Source organism: Rhodococcus sp. NCIMB 12038 (genome assembly GCF_002165735.1).
GTDB lineage: Bacteria > Actinomycetota > Actinomycetes > Mycobacteriales > Mycobacteriaceae > Rhodococcus_F.
Map to the genome: position 1 here is coordinate 14,973 of NZ_NHML01000006.1, position 15,484 is coordinate 30,456.

The window sequence follows — 15,484 nt, forward strand, 5'->3', positions numbered from 1 at the left end:
ACCGGTAAAATCGCGGGGGTGACTTTCATCAAGGTGTGCGGTCTGCGTGACGCGGCCTCCGTCGATCTGGCCGTGCGCCTCGGCGTGGACGCCGTGGGTTTCGTGTTCGCCGACAGCGTCCGCCGAATCTCCCCCGGCGACGCCGCGCCGCTGGTCCGCCGGGTCACCGGTCACACCGTCGCGGTGGGCGTGTTCAAGGGGAGTTCCGTGCCGGAGGTGATCGAGGTCGCCGCGGCGGCAGGTCTCGGCACCGTCCAGGTGCACGACCTGCAATCCGCCGACGACGTCACCCGGTTGCGGGAGGCGGGGCTCGGCGTGATCCGTGCCGTCGTCGCCGGTGACACGTCGGGCGATTTCGGAGCAGACCGCATCCTCGTCGACGGTGCCACCGCCGGGGCCGGGGTGCCCTGGGACTGGGCGAACCAGAGCAGGCCGGACGGCGAATGGATCCTGGCCGGCGGGCTTCATCCCGGCAACGTGCGGGCCGCCGTCGACGCGACCGGCGCGTGGGGTGTCGACGTGTCGAGCGGTGTCGAATCGTCCCGCGGTGTGAAGGATGCGGCGCTGATCGAGCAGTTCGTCGCGGCCGTGCGGTCCGGCGACTGAGTCAGTCCGGTATCTGATTCAGCCCGGTATCTGAGTCAGCCCGGCATCCGAGTCAGCGCGGCATCCCGGTCACGGAATCCTCGACGTCCCACGATGCGAGCACCGTCCGGATGCCGACGACCAGCGCGAGCGGCTGATCGATCATCACATGGTGTCCGGCGTCGGGGATCTCGACGACCACCGCGGTCGGGCCGAATCGGCTGCGCATGCTGTCCATCATCTCGTCGGTGACGATGCCGTTCTCGGCGCGGAAGTAGGCGAGACGGCAGCGCGGGTCGGATGCGCCCAGATGCCCGCTGCCCTCGCGGGCGAAGAACGAGGAATCGAACTTCCACGACCACCCGCCGTCCACCTCCTCCATCGAGGTCTCCGCGACGTGACGCAGGACGGCGGGCACCGCGGTGTCCTGCGGCGGGACGAACCGGAACCGCTCCAGCGCCACCTCCCGGGACGGGTAGACCTTCTTCGGACCGAAGGCCCGCTGCTTCCGCGCTTCTTCCTCTTCCGGTGTGCGGGCGAGGACGGGAGAATCGATCAGCTGGACACCGGCCAGGTCCTCGCCGAACAGTTGCGCGGCCACGTACGACACCATGCCGCCCATGCTGTGCCCGACCAGCACCGGCGCCCCCGAGATGCCCGCCGGCTTGGCCACGGCGAGGGCTTCCTCCGCCCACCGTTCCAGTCCGTATTCCGGACGTCGGTCGCTGTCACCGTGCCCGGTCAAGTCGAGTGCGACGACGCGGCGGCCCGTGGCCAGCATGGGCGCCACATGGTCCCACCACCGGCTGTGGGCGGCGCCGCCGTGGACGAGCACGAGTCCGGGCGCGCCCGTCGGGCCCCACGCGCGGTAGTGGACCTCCGCGCCGGCGACGTCCACCCGGCCGATGTCGACCGGGGCCGCCACTGCCGCGGTGAACCAGTGGGGCGCGTCCGTCTGCACGTTGCTCATTCACCGAACATACCGACCACGTGCAGACGCTCTCGGCCGCCCTACCGAAGGTCCAGCATGGCCGCGACCACGCGTTCGACCACCGGGAACCTGTCCGGGGCCAGATCGTGCCGGGCGCCCTCGAGTTCGACGAGCGTCGTCGGAGCGGGGATCAGTTCGAGTGCCGACCGCATTTCCTCGGGGGTCGCGAACGGGTCCTTCGACCCGTGCACCACCACGGCCGGGGTGCGGAGGCCGGGAAGGTGCTCGGTGCGGAGTTTCTCCGGCTTGGCCGGTGGATGCAGCGGGTACGACAGCAGGAGCAGGGCGTCGACGAGACCCGGACGCTCCGAGGCGAGCATGGACGCCTGACGCCCGCCGTACGAGTGCCCACCTGCCCACACCGGCACCGGCACCAACTCCCGCATCACGGACACCGCGGCCGCGATCCCCTCCCGGTCCTCCGCCGCTTTCGACGGGTGCGGCGGGCCCGACGCGCGGCGCAGCCGGAACGGGAGGTCGAACCGCAGGACCACCACTCCCCGCTCCACGAACCCCTCGGCGACGGCACGCAACAGCTTTGTGTCGCAGTCACTTCCCGCTCCGTGCGTCAGGACCAGCCCGGCCGACGCGCCTCCCGCGGGGCGGTGAAGATGTCCACGCACGCCGTCGCGGTCCAGCAACTCGCTCATGCGGTTCACGGTAGTGGAATGCCGGGCCGTTCCAGAATTCCGATTACTGGACCTGCCTGCCGGAACTGCTCGTTGGTTGCGATTGGCTCACGATCTGTTTGCAGGGTTTGCGAGCTGGGTACTTTAACAATCACGACTGCTGGGAGTAGCCAATGGACACCATGACCATCATCTGGATCATCGTCGCGATCGTCGTCATACTCGCCGTGGCCGCGCTGCTCATTGCGGCATCGCGCAAGCGGAACGAGCGCCGACGCCAGGAGGCCGACAGCATCCGCGCGAAGGCGCAGGAGCGGACGTCCGTCGTCGAGAAGCGCGAAGCGCTGGCGGAGGAGACCGCGGCCAATGCACGGAGGGCCCAGGCAGAGGCGGAGGCGAAGGCCGCGGAGGCCAAGCGACTGCAGGTCGATGCGCAGACACACCAGAACACAGCGACCACGTCTCGTGACGACCTGAAGCAGGAATGGAAGAGGGCGGACGAACTCGATCCCGACGTCAAGACGACGGGTACCGCCTCGAAGGACGCCCGCACCACCGACGCCCGCGCCGCAGACGCTCGCACCACGGACGGCGGACCGGCCAACGCCCGGACCGACGGCACGAGTTCCACGAATACCCATGGAGCACACGCGAAGCCGACCGACACCTCGTCGACGTAGCGTTCGAGTACGACAGGTACACCGGCCCGGTGCCGGTGCCCACACGGGAGGTCGGAAATGCGTATCGGACGGCTCCTGTCGCTGATCGTGATCATCTGGCTGATCATCGGCGCCATCGCCGTGTTCCAGCGCGGCTATTTCAAGGACGCGCAGGCCGATTGCGCAAGCGCCGGAACGATCGCCGTCACCGTGATCGCCGGACCGCTCAACTATGCGGGTGTGAACCCGAAGATCGATTGTGAAGTGCCGCAACCGAGTCAGTAGTTCCTAGCAGCCAACGGAAAAGAGGGAAGACCGTGATCGTTCTCGGAATCATCCTGCTCGTCATCGGCCTCGTCGCGGGGATCTCGATTCTCACGACGATCGGAATCATCCTGCTCGTCATCGGCCTCGTCCTTCTACTGCTGGGCACGACGGGCCGCGCGGTCGGCGGCCGGAAGTACTGGTATTGACGTCGCCGACTCTCCTCAACCATTGACATTTTCAATGATTGATAGATAGGTTCCTTTCGGGTATGCAGGCGTGCGACGCGAGCCTGCCGACGAAAGGAACCTATCCATGTCTCCGGTTGCACTGGAACGGAACATCTTCGACGCCGATCACGACGCGTTCCGGGACACGGTGCGCCGGTTCGCCGAACGCGACGTCGCGCCATTCCTTCGCGAATGGGCCGATGCGGGGCAGGTCGACCGGGACGTCTATCGTCAGGCCGGCAAGCTCGGGCTCCTCGGGATAAACGTCGAGGAGCGATTCGCCGGCGGCGGAACCGACGACTTCCGTTTCAACGCCATCGTCATCGAAGAACTGTGCCGCGTCGGGGCGCCCGCCGTAGTGATGGGCCTGGCCGGCATCAACGACCTCGTCACGCCCTACCTCACCTCGCTGGCGAACGAGGAGCAGAAGCACCGTTTCTTGACACCCCTGTGCACCGGCGAGAAGATCGGCGCGATCGCCATGACCGAGCCGGGCGCGGGTAGCGACCTGGGCGCGATCTCCACGACCGCCGTCGTCGACGGCGACGACCTGGTCCTGAACGGCACCAAGATCTTCATCAGCAACGGCATGCTCGCCGACTTCGTGATCGTGGTGGCCAAGACGGATCCGGCCGCGGGCAAAAAGGGCGTGAGCCTGCTCGTGGTCGAGTCCGGAATGGACGGATTCACCCGCAACGGCCCGCTGCACAAGGTCGGCCTGAGCGCGCAGGACACCGCCGAGCTCGTGTTCGACGACGTCCGCGTCCCCCGCGAGAACGTCCTCGGCGAACCGAACGAGGGCTTCGGCTACCTGCGCCACAATCTGCCCCAGGAGCGCCTCAGCGTGGCCGTCACGTCCATGGAGTCGATGCGACGCACGTTCGACCAGGCCCTGACATACAGCTGCGACCGCACGGCATTCGGCCGGCGGGTGGCCGACTTCCAGGCCAACCGCTTCTACCTCGCGGAACTCGCCACCGAGATCGAGATCGCGCAGTGCTTCACCGACCGCTGCATCCTCGACGCCGCACACGGCACGCTCGACGAGGTGACCGCGGCGATGGCGAAATGGTGGATCACCGAGCTGCAGCAGCGGGTCGTCCAGCGGGCGGTCCAGCTGCACGGCGGCTACGGATACATGCGCGAGTACGACGTCGCGCAGGACTACCTCGACTGCCGCGGCGGGCCGATTTACGCCGGCACCACCGAGATCATGAAGGAGATCATCGGGCGCAGGCTCACGCGGTCCTGACGGGTCCGGTTGCTCACCAAGGCAATTCATGCAAACTGCGGCCTCGGCGGCCGTCTGCGATCACGATCCGCGAAGCGTTGGCGATCTCTTCCATTGACAAGTTCAATGATTAATGTTTAATTGTGATCCGCGCTACACATGCGCTCCGCTCTGTTGTCCCACGCTCGGCCAAGGAGTATCGATGACGGTCACCGCCACCGCCGGCACCATGTCGGCCACCCGACGCAAGAAGGAAGTTCGCAGGGTGCTCCTGTCGAGCTACCTGGGCAGCACCATCGAGTTCTACGACTTCCTGCTCTACGCCACCGCGGCGTCCCTCGTCTTCGGTCCGGTGTTCTTCGCCGATCTGGACCCCCTCGCCGCGACCATCGCGTCGATGGGAACGTTTGCGGCCGGCTACGTCGCACGCCCGCTGGGCGGAATCGTCTTCGGCCACTTCGGCGACACGGTCGGCCGGAAGGCGATGCTGCTGATCTCCATGACCGTCATGGGCATCGCCTCGTTCGCGATCGGGCTCATTCCCCCACCGGAGATGATCGGGTCCTGGGCGGCGGTGCTCCTCGTCCTCCTCCGCGTCTGCCAGGGACTCGCCGTCGGTGGCGAATGGGGTGGCGCAGCACTGATGTCGCTCGAACACGCCGAATCCGGCAAGCGCGGCTTCGCCGCGGCGTTCACCAACGCGGGCGCACCGACCGGTGCCCTGCTCGGCACCCTCGCCCTGGCGGCCGTGTCCCTGCTGCCCGACGAGCAGTTCCTGACGTGGGGCTGGCGCATCCCGTTCCTGCTCTCGGCGCTCATGCTGGCCCTCGGCCTGTTCGTCCGGTCCAAGGTGGCGGAGAGCCCGCTGTTCACGGCGGCGCTGAAGGAATCGGCCGAGAAGGAGACCACCCCGCCCATCGTCACCATCCTGAAGCGGCCCCGCGCGGTCGTCGTGGCATCGATGAGCTGCATCGCGAGCTTCGGAATGCAGACCGCGTTCACCACGTTCGCCATCACCTACGCCGTGTCGAGCGGCGCCCAGCGATCCGACGCGCTGCTGGCGTTCTCCTTCTGCCAGTTCTGTGCGATCTTCCTGGTCCTCGGATCGGCGCGGCTGTCCGACCGGATCGGCCGCAGGCCGGTCATGCTCGCGGGTCTCGCGGCGATGATCCTCAGCGTCTACCCGCTGTTCCTGCTGCTGGGCACGGGTCGGTTCCTGTTCATCGCGCTCGCCTTCGTGGGGTACACCATCTGTCACTCGGCCACCTACGGGCCGATGGCCGCATTCATCTCCGAGCAGTTCGGCACCCGCGCGCGCTACACCGGGGCGTCGCTCGGATACCAGCTGGCCACCCTCGTCGGCGCCGGATTCACCCCCGTCATCCTGGCGTCGCTGTTCGCGTCGTCAGGCAAGTCGATCGTCCCGGTCGGATTGTTCGTCATCGCACTGTGCGTGGTCAGCGCCGTCTTCCTCGTCGCGACGAAGGAAAGCAAGGACAACGACCTGAGCGCCGACACCCCGTCGGCCTGACACGAGCCCGAGAGTAGTTTCGAAGAGAACGAGGAGTCACCATGGACAACGAAGGCATCGGCTCGTGGCTCGAGCGCCGCATCACCATGACGCCGAGGAACGAGGCGCTCGTCTTCGACGGACGAGCGGTCACCTACGAGGAGATGGCCCTGCGGACCCGCCGACTCGCCCACGGCCTGCGCGCCCTCGGCGTCGAGAAGGGTGACTGCGTAGGCTTCTTCGGGTTCAACGACCCCGCCGCGCTCGAGGTGATGTTCGCCGCCGGGCTTCTTGGCGCCACGTACCTCCCGCTCAACGCCCGCCTCACCGCCGAGGAAGCGCGCTACGTTCTCGGCGATTCACGCTGCACCACAGTGATCTTCGGCGATCAGCAGGCCAACGTCGCACAGGAGCTGGCGCTGTCGGAGTCCCCGGTCACGACCTGGATCGGGCTGGGCGACTCGTGGTCCGCCCACACCTACGAGGGGGTGCTCGCCGGGCAGCCGGACACCCGCATCGACGAGCAGGTCGGTCTCGACGACCTGTCGGTGCTCATGTACTCGTCGGGCACCACCGGGGCACCGAAGGGCGTCATGCTCAGCCACGGAAACATGCTGTGGAACGCCATGAACCAGCTTCTCGCCCAGGACATGACGTCGAAGGAACGCACACTGTCGGTGGCGCCGCTGTTCCACATCGGCGGTATCGGCGGGGCTGTCACACCGACCCTGCTGTCCGGGGGCACCGTCGTGCTGTTGCGCAAGTTCGACGCCGGCGCCGTCCTCGACACGATCGAGAAGGAACGCATCACCACGTTCTTCGCCGTCCCCACGATGATCCAGGAACTGTGGCACCACCCCCGGTTCGCGGGCGCCGACCTGTCCAGCCTGCGGGCCATCTGCGTCGCCGGGGCTCCCCTGCCCGAAGCGCTGATCTCGCCGTGGCAGGAACGCGGCGTCGCGATCGCGCAGGCCTACGGTCTGACGGAAACCGCGCCGTCGGTGACCATGCTGTCGGGGGACGACGTCCGCGCGAAGGTCGGATCGGCAGGCAAGCGAACGTTCTTCACCGACGTCGATGTCGTCCGCCCGGACGGGTCGAGCGCCGAACCGAACGAGATCGGTGAGATCGTCGCGAAGGGACCGAATGTGATGCTCGGCTACCTGAATCAGCCCGAGGCGACCGGCCGCACCATCGTGAACGGCTGGCTGCACACCGGCGACGCCGGCTACTTCGACGACGATGGTTTCCTCTTCATCTGCGACCGCTACAAGGACACGTACATCTCGGGCGGCGAGAACGTCTACCCCGCCGAGGTCGAGGCGGCGCTGCTGAAGCTCGACGGCGTCCGGGAGGCGGCGGTGATCGGCGTCCCGCACGAGAAGTGGGGCGAGACCGGCATGGCATTCGTCGTCGCCGCCGACGGCACAGCCCTCGACGAGGACACGGTGCGCGCCCGGCTGCGAGAGAAGCTCGCAGGGTTCAAGATTCCCACGTTCATCCGGATCGCGGAGGGACTCCCCCGCACCGCGACCGGCAAGATCCGCAAACCCGACTTGCGAACCTCCGCCCGTGAGTACTTGTTAACGTCCGGCGGTTAACAAGTACTCACGGGTGCGTCAGCGCGCAACCGTCACACCGCCAGCGCCGTATCGATCTTTCGGGCGGCGGCCGCGAGGAGTAGCGCACCAACAAGACCCAGAATGCCGTTCAGACAGAAGAAGGCGGCGACGGGAATCCTGGTGTACAGCACGGCAAGGGCTCCGGCCAGNGACGATCCCGCACCCAAGGAGAGGATCGTCAAGGCNACTGACTGGGATTTGAACCGTTCCGGTGCGATGCGAGTGATCAGCGACAACCCGACGGGAGCTACGAGGACCTCGGAGACACCCGCGACGATGAGGCAGAAGGCGATCAGGAAGGGCGAGACGGTGCGCCCTGGCGAGGCTTCGGAGAACAGCATGAGTAGGTAGGAGGCTCCGACGACGGACAAAGCGACGGCAAACTTCTTTGACGGCGAGAGTCGCCCAACCGCGCTGTCCTTCCACACTGAGGCCATGAGTGGCAGCACAATCACCAACGCAACTGANCCGACGACGGAGAACCACGCCTGCGGGATCGTCCATCCACCGACGTCGAGATTGACACGGTCGAGGACAAACAGTGGAACAGTGGTGAAGACCTGTAGCAGCAGCCCATAGAACACCGCCTCGGCAACCCACATCGGGATGTAGCCGCGGACCCGACGCTTCTCGCTCGGAGAGATTGTGTCGGTGCGCAGCATGAGTGCGAAGTAGCAGGCCACTACGACCACGATGAGCANGCCGACGAAGTAGGTCATGTTGGCCTGAGTGATGACGTGAATCCGGAATAGCAACGCGAAAATTGCAATGACCACAACTGTGCCGACGGCAACCGCGGCCAGGCGCTGGGGACTGATCGGGTATTTGACCACAGCCGTTGTTGCCGGCAAGGCGCGGAAGGTCGCACTGTATTGCACGAGTGCCAAGAACATTCCAATCGCCGCAGCCAGGAAGGCTATGTGGAATCCGAAACGGCTCTGCAAGAATCCGGTCAGTACCGGACCCGCGATCACACCGATGTTGATGGCCAGAAAGAAGTACGAGAAGCCTGCATCGCGTTCTATCCGGTCACGGCCGTCGTAGAGAATTCCCACCATGGTGGCGATATTCGTCTTGAGCGCCCCGGTACCGAGAGCGATCATGCCAAGGCCTGCAGCTAAGCCGGGCATTNCCGGAATCAGAGCTAGACAAATGTGGCCGGACATGATGATGACGGCGCCATACAGAACCCCGGACCGCGGTGCGAGCACACGGTCGGACACCCAGGCGCCGATAAGCTGAGAGAGGTAGACGGAGCCGCCGTAGGCCCCGACAATGCTGACGGCAGTCGCCGGATCGAGCGCAAGGCCCCCCTCCGCCAGGNAAGCGACCAGGTAGTAGGTCAGGGTGACTTGTAGGCCGAAGTAGCTGAAGCGTTCCCAGATCTCGGTGAACGCCAAGTTCCAAAGCCCACGAGGCTGCGTAGTGCGCGACTGCCCGCTGCCGGTGGAGGGTTCTGTACTTTGTTGGATTGTCATCTGAGTATCCGCTTCTGCCCCGCTTGGGGCATGGTCTCGAGGGAGGGAACTCTGGTGCCGCGTTCCGGCTTGCGTCCTGGAGCGGGCCGTCGGCTTCTCAGGTAGTACGAAAGTTTCTGCAGCACTGCGCGTTCGCCGCGTCAGTAGTCGACTTGTTCGGTAAACCTCGGGTCGGCATGGCGGCGCCAGTACTCGTCGCGGATTTTTGTGGTGTGCGGACCCGGGAGGCCTGCGCCGATCGGTGTTCCGTCNAGGGTGGCGACGGGCATTATGCCCCCGGCCGTGCTGGTTACGAACACCTCGTCCGCGGCGCGGAGTTCGTCGACGCTGAGATCGCCTACCACGCAGGGGATCCCTAGCTCCTCCGCTATCTCGAGCACGCTTCTGCGGGTGATTCCGAGAAGTACTCCGCGAGCAGGTGTCCGGAGCGNGCCGTTGATCATCGCGAAGACGTTGTAGCCGGCGCCTTCNGTGATCATCCCGTGGCTGTCGGGAAGGACCCCCAGCCAGGCGCCGCGGTCATAGGCCTCGAACTGACCGCGGACGAGGTCACCCCAATGGAAGTTCTTGACGGTCGGATCGACGGAGTTCGGTGGGATGCGCTGGGTGCGCTGGGAGATGACCATGTCNGCGCCGGTTTNCTGCNGTTCGGGCCNGACTATCCATACGTAGGGAATCGCGAACGCGTAGAAGCGGGGTGCCCAATTGCGGGGATCGCGGTCGCCAGGNCCCGGTACGCCNCGGGTGACGATGACTTCGACGTAGGCGTTCCGGAGGCCGGATCGGCGNACNCCGTCGATCATGATGTCTTTGATCTCACCTCGNCTGAGAGGAGGTGCGAGACGCAGCTTTTCGCAGCTACCGAGCAGCCGATCGATATGATCGTCGAGCNTGAAGAAACGGCCTTCCCAGACNGCGGCGACGTCGTAGGTGAGATCCGAGCGGATAAAGCCGCTGTCGAGGATCGGTATCCGCGCTTGGTCGATGGGCACCCATTCGCCCTCGATCCATGCGCAGCCGTCCGCGAAGCGATTCGTGTTGTCAGTCGTCGTCATGAGGCGTCCCCTATCGTCGGAGTTTCACTGAGTACATCGGNAAGCACCGTGTAGGTCAGGTCGAATTTGTGGTCGGAGAGCGAGGACCGACGAGCCGATGCCGAGGGCGGACTCCCCGGCGAGTTCGGCGGGGTCGGTGATGGAGTCCAGCGCCGGACGGTGACGCTACCTGCGGAGACGCATCGGTCTTCCCTTCCCCACGTCGTTGTGATGGACCTAAAGCTAGAGGGAACGGCCCCGGGATGCTTATCATTTCGGGACGCGTTTCTATTCAAAATAGGACACATGGTGGAGTCATGAAGCCCCTTGCCCGGTACGCCGCGCTGAACAACTACGTCGAACTCGCCCAGTCCCTGGGCCTGAACCCCGTGCGCTCACTCAGGGAGGTCGGCCTGGATCCGGCCAGCCTCAGCCTGCAGGACCAATGGGCGCCGGCAGCAGCGGTCGCCGAATTGCTCGAGCGCTCCGCAGCCACATCCGGACGGGACGATTTCGGCTTCGCCCTCGCCACACTCCGGCGCTTCTCCAATCTCGGACCGTTGAGCCTGGTCATCCGCGAAGAGCCGGATGTCCGTAGCGCGCTGAAGGTCCTCATGCGCTATCAGCACACGTACAACGAATCGCTGCGCACTCGCATGAGCGAAGACGGCGGGATCGCCGCTCTCGAAGTCTCAGTCGACGTCGGCAAACCCGGGGAACTCCGGCAATCGATCGACCTGACGGTCGGCGTGCTGTACCGCCTGCTGCGGGATCTCCTCGGCCCGCAGATACAACCCCTCGCCGTATCCTTTTCGCACCCTGCACCGCGGCATGGAAGCACCTACACGCGACTGTTCGGACCCATCGTGCAGTTCGGTCAGGTCTTCGACGGAATATCGCTCTACGCCACAGATCTCGACGCACCCAACGCCATGTCCGATCCCCTTCTTCGCCCATACGCCCAGAAGTTTCTCGAATCGATCGAAGCCTCACACCAAGCGACCACAGTCAACCGGGTCCGCGAACTGATCGAAATTCTGCTACCCACCGGCCGCTGCTCGATGGAGCGGGTAGCCCACAGCCTCGGAGTCGACCGCCGGACCCTGCACCGCAAACTCGCCGCCGAGGGAAATACCTTCTCCTCGGTACTCGACTCGGTCCGCGCGGAACTGGCAGGGCGCTTGGTCGGCAACTCGCGGCGCTCACTCATCGAAATCGCCGACATGCTCTCCTTCTCCTCACCCAGCAACTTCTCCCGCTGGTTCAAAACCAGCTTCGGCTGCAGTCCCACCGTCTGGCGTACATCCGTCGTAGGAGATCGACGGGATAACAGATGATCTTGGATGACACGCACCCCCACATCACAAACCGGGTACATCCGAAGCCAAGCCACGAACCTGGCGACGTCGTCAAGCCTCACCGACCGTCATTCGATCCCGTGTCGATTCAGGTAGGTCAGCTCGTCCTTCAAGTCGTGCGCATATGCCATGACCGTGTTCGGCGACTCCTCGATCGATACCAAATACGACAGCTACGGCTCGGTCGGCCCACCGGAACCTGGTCATCGCCGTGCACCGTCCAGCACTCGAACTCAGTGCCCGGCATCAGCGCTCGATGCACCCGCACTCACGGGCGGTAGCATTTGAGGGTGAAGCACATCGGGATCGTGTTGTTCGACGGCGTCGAGGAGTTGGACGCCGTCGGGCCGTGGGAGGTGCTGTCCGCGTGGACGCCGATGTACCCGGACGACGGCTACGCCGTGTTCTGCCTGTCCGCATCAGGCGGGAGTGTGCAGTGCGCCAAGGGGCTCGTGCTGGGCGCGCATCATTCCTACGCCGACGCCCCGCCGATCGACGTCCTGATCCACCCGGGCGGTCAGGGCACCCGGCCGCAACTGCTTGACGACGCCCATCTCGGCTGGGTTCGCAGGCAGCGCGCCGAGGTCCCGTTGATGGCCGGCGTGTGCACGGGTTCGCTGGTTTACGCGAAAGCCGGCCTGCTGAACGGCAGGCCGGCGACGACGCACATGGCTTCGCCCCGTGAGCACTTGTTAACGTCCGGCGGTTAACAAGTACTCACGGGCGCGTCAGCGCACGACCGGCAGGGACACCCGGCTGGGGTGCCGGACGCCGGTGTGCACGCTCTGGTGGGCGACCACGAATTCGTCTGATTCGTAGGCGGATTCACCGGTGTTGAGGTTGCGGTCCCAGCGGGGATGGTTGCTGGACGTCACCTGGACGCGGATGCGCTCACCGGGCTGGAACGTGACGGCCGTGGACCACAGGTCGATCGCGTACTCGTACACCTCCCCGGGCCCGAGCAGGCTCGGCTCGGCGGACGTGTACGCCCCCGGTGTCCGGTAGGAGTCGCGGTAGCGGGCCCGCACGATGCCGTCGGTGAGCGTGATCGACGTGCCGTCCGCCGTGACCCGGCACAGCCTGACGACGAAGTCCGTGTCGACGGCACTCGACGACGCGAACAGTGTCGCGGACAGCCGGCCGATCACCGTCAACGGTTCGGTGAGGACCTCGCCGGTGAACACGAGGACGTCGTCGCGGGATTCGACCCGGCTCTGTTCCAGTGCGCCGGGTGCGCACGTTCCCGGCATCATCGTCGCCCCACCGACCGTCGGCACCGGATCCGCCGGGTCGTAGTCGTAGTCGACGCGTCCATCCGTCTGCGCCGCTTCCGCGGCGAGGCTTCCGCCGGGGGCGAGGAACAGGTCCGCAATGTGGGTGGGCGCCGGGAAACGGTCGTACGTCCGCCACCGGTTCTCCCCCATCACGAAGATCCGGACCCGCGGCAAGTCGGGTTCCTCGTCGCCGAGCACCGCCGCGTACCACTGCGCGTGCACCGCCGACAGATCCTGACCCGAGTCGAGCACCGCCTGGTTGGCGGAACTGCCGAACACCACCGACCCGCCGAGCCCGGAGAAGTTGGTGTGACTCCACGGACCCACGATCAGGTATGGCGCGGGGGCCGCACCGGAATCACTGTGGGCGAGTTGGCCGAAGTACTGGTCGAGGGTGCTGTTGACGAAGATGTCGTACCACCCGCCGATGTGCAGCGTGGGGAGGTCGACGGCCCGGTCGCTCGCGCTGTCCCACAGGTCGCGGCTGGGGTGATCGATCGCGAACCCGAGCGATTCGACGATCGGCGACGCGAAGAACGCGGGGGCGTCGTCCGCCAGGCCGCGCAGGGGCAGGGCGTCGAAGTACGTGTTCTCGGACATCGCCCGATCGATCCGCGCCCACGACTCCCATTCGCGTTCTGCGAGTGCGGGATCGGTCCGGGACAGTTTCGCGATCTCGGCCGGTCCGGCCGACAGGTGCCCCCACCCGAGCCGGGCGCCGAATTCGACCGCACCCCCGCGCACGAGCCCACCGGACCGCGCGTTGCCGCCTGCCGAGATTCCCGGCGCGATGCCGCGCAGGGCGGGTGGCTTCTCCTGGGCTGCGCGCCACTGTGTTTCGGCGAAGTAGGACCGTCCCCACATGCCGACGGCTCCGGTCGAGTACGGCAGTTCGGCGGCCCACTGCACGGTGTCGTAGCCGTCCGGACCTTCGTTCTCGGACGGCACGAACTCGCCGTCGGAGCCGAACCGGCCGCGGACGTCCTGCATGATCACCACGAATCCGCCGGCCGCGACCGTGGTGGGGTTGAGGTAGCCGGAGTTGACGGACAGGTCGCGGCCGTACGGGGTGCGGGTGAGCAGCACCGGGAAGCGGCCGCGTGCATTCGGGCGGTAGACGGTCGAGCGGAGGACGACGCCGTCCCGCATCGTCGCCTCGACGTCGTTCTCGATCAGTACATCGTGTTTCACAGGTGTGGTCGCTTTCGACGGGAGGTGGGTCATTTACCGAGGTCGCTGGTGCTGGTCCGGTAGGTTTCGCGGACCGTGAGGGTGGTGAGGGCGCTGACCAGGCAGCAGCCCGCGGTGAACGCGGCCACCGGTATCCAGCCGTTCGGCCCGGACCGGACGAGGGCCGCGGCGATGGTGGGGGCGAATCCGGTGGCCACCAGGGCCAGCTGTCCGGAGATCGCCATGCCCGAGTACCGGATGCGCGTCTCGAACATCTCGGCGTACAGCGCGGGGCCGATGGCGTTGACGAGCGAGTAGCCGACCACCATCACGACGCACGCGGTGATCTGGATCAGGGCAGTCGAACGCTGGCTGATCGCCCAGAAGAACCCCGAGATGGAGGCCGCGCAAACGAGGTTGCCGGTGATGAAGATCGGTTTGCGGCCGATCCGGTCGGCGAGAATCCCGGCGGCCGGTTGCGCGACGAGAGCGAGCGCGGCGGTGAGGACGGTGGCTCCCACCATGACGGTCCGGGAGACACCGGCCTCGTGGGTGCCCCACGAGAGGGCGAAGGCGCTGAAGATGGTGGACACCACCGCGAACAGTCCGCAGCCCACGACCCGCAGCACGCTCGGCCAGTGGTCGCGGAAGATCACCTTCGCCGGCATCTCCTTCGGCCCGCCGGTGGAGACGGCCTCCTCGAACACGTCGCTCTCGGGCAGCATCCGGCGGATCACGAGGCCCGCGAGCGCGACGAACATGCTGAGCAGGAACGGGATACGCCATCCCCAGTCGAGGAAGGCGTCCTCGGGCAGCCCGGAGAACACGAGGACCACCAGCGACGCCAGCAGCATGCCTGCGGCCGCACCGGTGTTCACCCAGCTCGCCGCGAGCGCACGACGGCCTGCGGGTGCGTGTTCGAGGGCCAGGGACGCCGCTCCCGCCGACTCGCCGGCCGCCGACGCGCCCTGGACGGCACGGAGCAGGACCAGCAGAATCGGCGCTGCGACGCCGATCGCACCGTAGGTGGGCAGGCAGCCGATGAGGGACGTGGCCACGCCCATCATCACGAGCGTCACCACCAGCATCCGCTTGCGTCCGAGCGTGTCCCCGAAGTGCCCGAAGACGAGAGCCGCGAGCGGCCGGACGACGTACCCGATCCCGATGGTCCCCATCGACACGATGGTTCCCCAGAAGGAACCGAGATCCGGGAAGAACAGGGTGTTGAACGCGAGCGCGGAGAAGGAGGCGTAGATGAAGAAGTCGTAGTACTCGAGCGTGCTGCCCACGAAGGAGGCCAGGGCGGCCCGGCGCGCGTGGGGCGACCGGGCGCTCGCGTCGGCGCGTACGGCGCGGCCGTCGAATGTGGAAGTCATGTGGTTCCTACCTGAAAGTGAAGGGCTTCCGGGAGTTCGGAGAGGCCTCGAGGTGGGTGCGACACCGGGGACC

The 15,484-nt window shown here is 66.3% G+C and carries 15 protein-coding genes; 9 read left to right on the forward strand and 6 right to left on the reverse strand.

Translation table 11 applies throughout. The features are described 5' to 3' along the window. Nucleotides 1-18: 18 nt before the first annotated feature. Nucleotides 19-606 (forward strand): phosphoribosylanthranilate isomerase, encoded by a 588-nt coding sequence (locus tag CA951_RS10510; RefSeq protein WP_087556792.1) that lies wholly within the window; start codon nt 19-21, stop codon nt 604-606. Nucleotides 607-658: 52 nt separating this feature from the next. On the opposite strand, the gene CA951_RS10515 is transcribed toward CA951_RS10510, so the two are convergent. Continuing rightward, the gene (locus CA951_RS10515; RefSeq protein WP_087556793.1) at nt 659-1,555 is read right to left on the reverse strand and encodes an alpha/beta fold hydrolase; all 897 of its coding nucleotides are present in this window, start codon (nt 1,553-1,555) and stop codon (nt 659-661) included. Between the two features lie 41 nt (nt 1,556-1,596). After that, nucleotides 1,597-2,226 carry an alpha/beta fold hydrolase gene (locus tag CA951_RS10520; protein WP_373413662.1) on the reverse strand — a complete coding sequence of 210 codons (630 nt, stop codon included), beginning with the start codon at nt 2,224-2,226 and terminating at the stop codon, nt 1,597-1,599. A gap of 152 nt (nt 2,227-2,378) precedes the next feature. Here CA951_RS10520 and CA951_RS10525 point away from each other — a divergent pair, with 152 nt between their 5' ends. From CA951_RS10525 to couL, 6 genes are all read left to right on the forward strand, one after another. Further along, nucleotides 2,379-2,885: a hypothetical protein gene (locus CA951_RS10525; RefSeq protein ID WP_087556795.1), complete on the forward strand. Its 507-nt coding sequence runs from the start codon at nt 2,379-2,381 to the stop codon at nt 2,883-2,885. A gap of 57 nt (nt 2,886-2,942) precedes the next feature. Continuing rightward, entirely contained in the window at nt 2,943-3,149 is a 207-nt protein-coding gene (locus CA951_RS10530; RefSeq protein WP_072947562.1) for a hypothetical protein, read from the forward strand. Nucleotides 3,150-3,181: 32 nt separating this feature from the next. After that, the gene (locus CA951_RS43380) at nt 3,182-3,337 is read left to right on the forward strand and encodes a DUF6131 family protein (RefSeq protein ID WP_005263616.1); all 156 of its coding nucleotides are present in this window, start codon (nt 3,182-3,184) and stop codon (nt 3,335-3,337) included. A gap of 106 nt (nt 3,338-3,443) precedes the next feature. Next, nucleotides 3,444-4,610, forward strand: coding sequence for a dihydro-p-hydroxycinnamoy-CoA dehydrogenase (gene couH / locus CA951_RS10540; protein WP_087556796.1), 1,167 nt, complete (start codon nt 3,444-3,446; stop codon nt 4,608-4,610). Nucleotides 4,611-4,791: 181 nt separating this feature from the next. Further along, entirely contained in the window at nt 4,792-6,120 is a 1,329-nt protein-coding gene (gene couT / locus CA951_RS10545) for a p-hydroxycinnamate MFS transporter (protein WP_087556797.1), read from the forward strand. Nucleotides 6,121-6,161: 41 nt separating this feature from the next. Further along, nucleotides 6,162-7,700 (forward strand): p-hydroxycinnamoyl-CoA synthetase, encoded by a 1,539-nt coding sequence (couL, locus tag CA951_RS10550; RefSeq protein ID WP_087556798.1) that lies wholly within the window; start codon nt 6,162-6,164, stop codon nt 7,698-7,700. Nucleotides 7,701-7,732: 32 nt separating this feature from the next. Here couL and CA951_RS10555 read toward each other — a convergent pair whose 3' ends face one another. Both CA951_RS10555 and CA951_RS10560 read right to left on the reverse strand, forming a co-directional pair. Continuing rightward, nucleotides 7,733-9,199 carry a peptide MFS transporter gene (locus tag CA951_RS10555; RefSeq protein WP_087556799.1) on the reverse strand — a complete coding sequence of 489 codons (1,467 nt, stop codon included), beginning with the start codon at nt 9,197-9,199 and terminating at the stop codon, nt 7,733-7,735. Between the two features lie 140 nt (nt 9,200-9,339). Then, nucleotides 9,340-10,254 (reverse strand): aminotransferase class IV, encoded by a 915-nt coding sequence (locus CA951_RS10560; protein ID WP_087556800.1) that lies wholly within the window; start codon nt 10,252-10,254, stop codon nt 9,340-9,342. Between the two features lie 296 nt (nt 10,255-10,550). Here CA951_RS10560 and CA951_RS10565 point away from each other — a divergent pair, with 296 nt between their 5' ends. Together CA951_RS10565 and CA951_RS10570 are read left to right on the forward strand one after the other, a co-directional pair. Continuing rightward, nucleotides 10,551-11,570 (forward strand): AraC family transcriptional regulator, encoded by a 1,020-nt coding sequence (locus CA951_RS10565; protein ID WP_087556801.1) that lies wholly within the window; start codon nt 10,551-10,553, stop codon nt 11,568-11,570. Nucleotides 11,571-11,881: 311 nt separating this feature from the next. After that, complete coding sequence (locus CA951_RS10570) at nt 11,882-12,301, forward strand: DJ-1/PfpI family protein (protein ID WP_087556802.1); 420 nt, start codon at nt 11,882-11,884, stop codon at nt 12,299-12,301. An 18-nt stretch (nt 12,302-12,319) separates the two neighbouring features. Here CA951_RS10570 and CA951_RS10575 read toward each other — a convergent pair whose 3' ends face one another. Then, nucleotides 12,320-14,089 carry a CocE/NonD family hydrolase gene (locus CA951_RS10575; protein ID WP_087556803.1) on the reverse strand — a complete coding sequence of 590 codons (1,770 nt, stop codon included), beginning with the start codon at nt 14,087-14,089 and terminating at the stop codon, nt 12,320-12,322. Then, nucleotides 14,086-15,411, reverse strand: a complete 1,326-nt coding sequence (locus tag CA951_RS10580; RefSeq protein ID WP_087556804.1) for an MFS transporter — start codon at nt 15,409-15,411, stop codon at nt 14,086-14,088. The genes CA951_RS10575 and CA951_RS10580 overlap by 4 nt, the downstream gene beginning before the upstream one ends. Nucleotides 15,412-15,484 lie beyond the last annotated feature (73 nt).

Bases quoted from the DNA above. Each gene is read 5' to 3' on its own strand.
- CA951_RS10565 (WP_087556801.1), top strand. From the start codon at position 10,551: ATGAAGCCCCTTGCCCGGTACGCCGCGCTGAACAACTACGTCGAACTC.
- couT (WP_087556797.1), top strand. From the start codon at position 4,792: ATGACGGTCACCGCCACCGCCGGCACCATGTCGGCCACCCGACGCAAG.
- CA951_RS10575 (WP_087556803.1), bottom strand. From the start codon at position 14,089: ATGACCCACCTCCCGTCGAAAGCGACCACACCTGTGAAACACGATGTA.
- CA951_RS10515 (WP_087556793.1), bottom strand. From the start codon at position 1,555: ATGAGCAACGTGCAGACGGACGCGCCCCACTGGTTCACCGCGGCAGTG.
- CA951_RS10580 (WP_087556804.1), bottom strand. From the start codon at position 15,411: ATGACTTCCACATTCGACGGCCGCGCCGTACGCGCCGACGCGAGCGCC.
- couH (WP_087556796.1), top strand. From the start codon at position 3,444: ATGTCTCCGGTTGCACTGGAACGGAACATCTTCGACGCCGATCACGAC.
- CA951_RS10525 (WP_087556795.1), top strand. From the start codon at position 2,379: ATGGACACCATGACCATCATCTGGATCATCGTCGCGATCGTCGTCATA.
- CA951_RS10520 (WP_373413662.1), bottom strand. From the start codon at position 2,226: ATGAGCGAGTTGCTGGACCGCGACGGCGTGCGTGGACATCTTCACCGC.
- couL (WP_087556798.1), top strand. From the start codon at position 6,162: ATGGACAACGAAGGCATCGGCTCGTGGCTCGAGCGCCGCATCACCATG.
- CA951_RS10530 (WP_072947562.1), top strand. From the start codon at position 2,943: ATGCGTATCGGACGGCTCCTGTCGCTGATCGTGATCATCTGGCTGATC.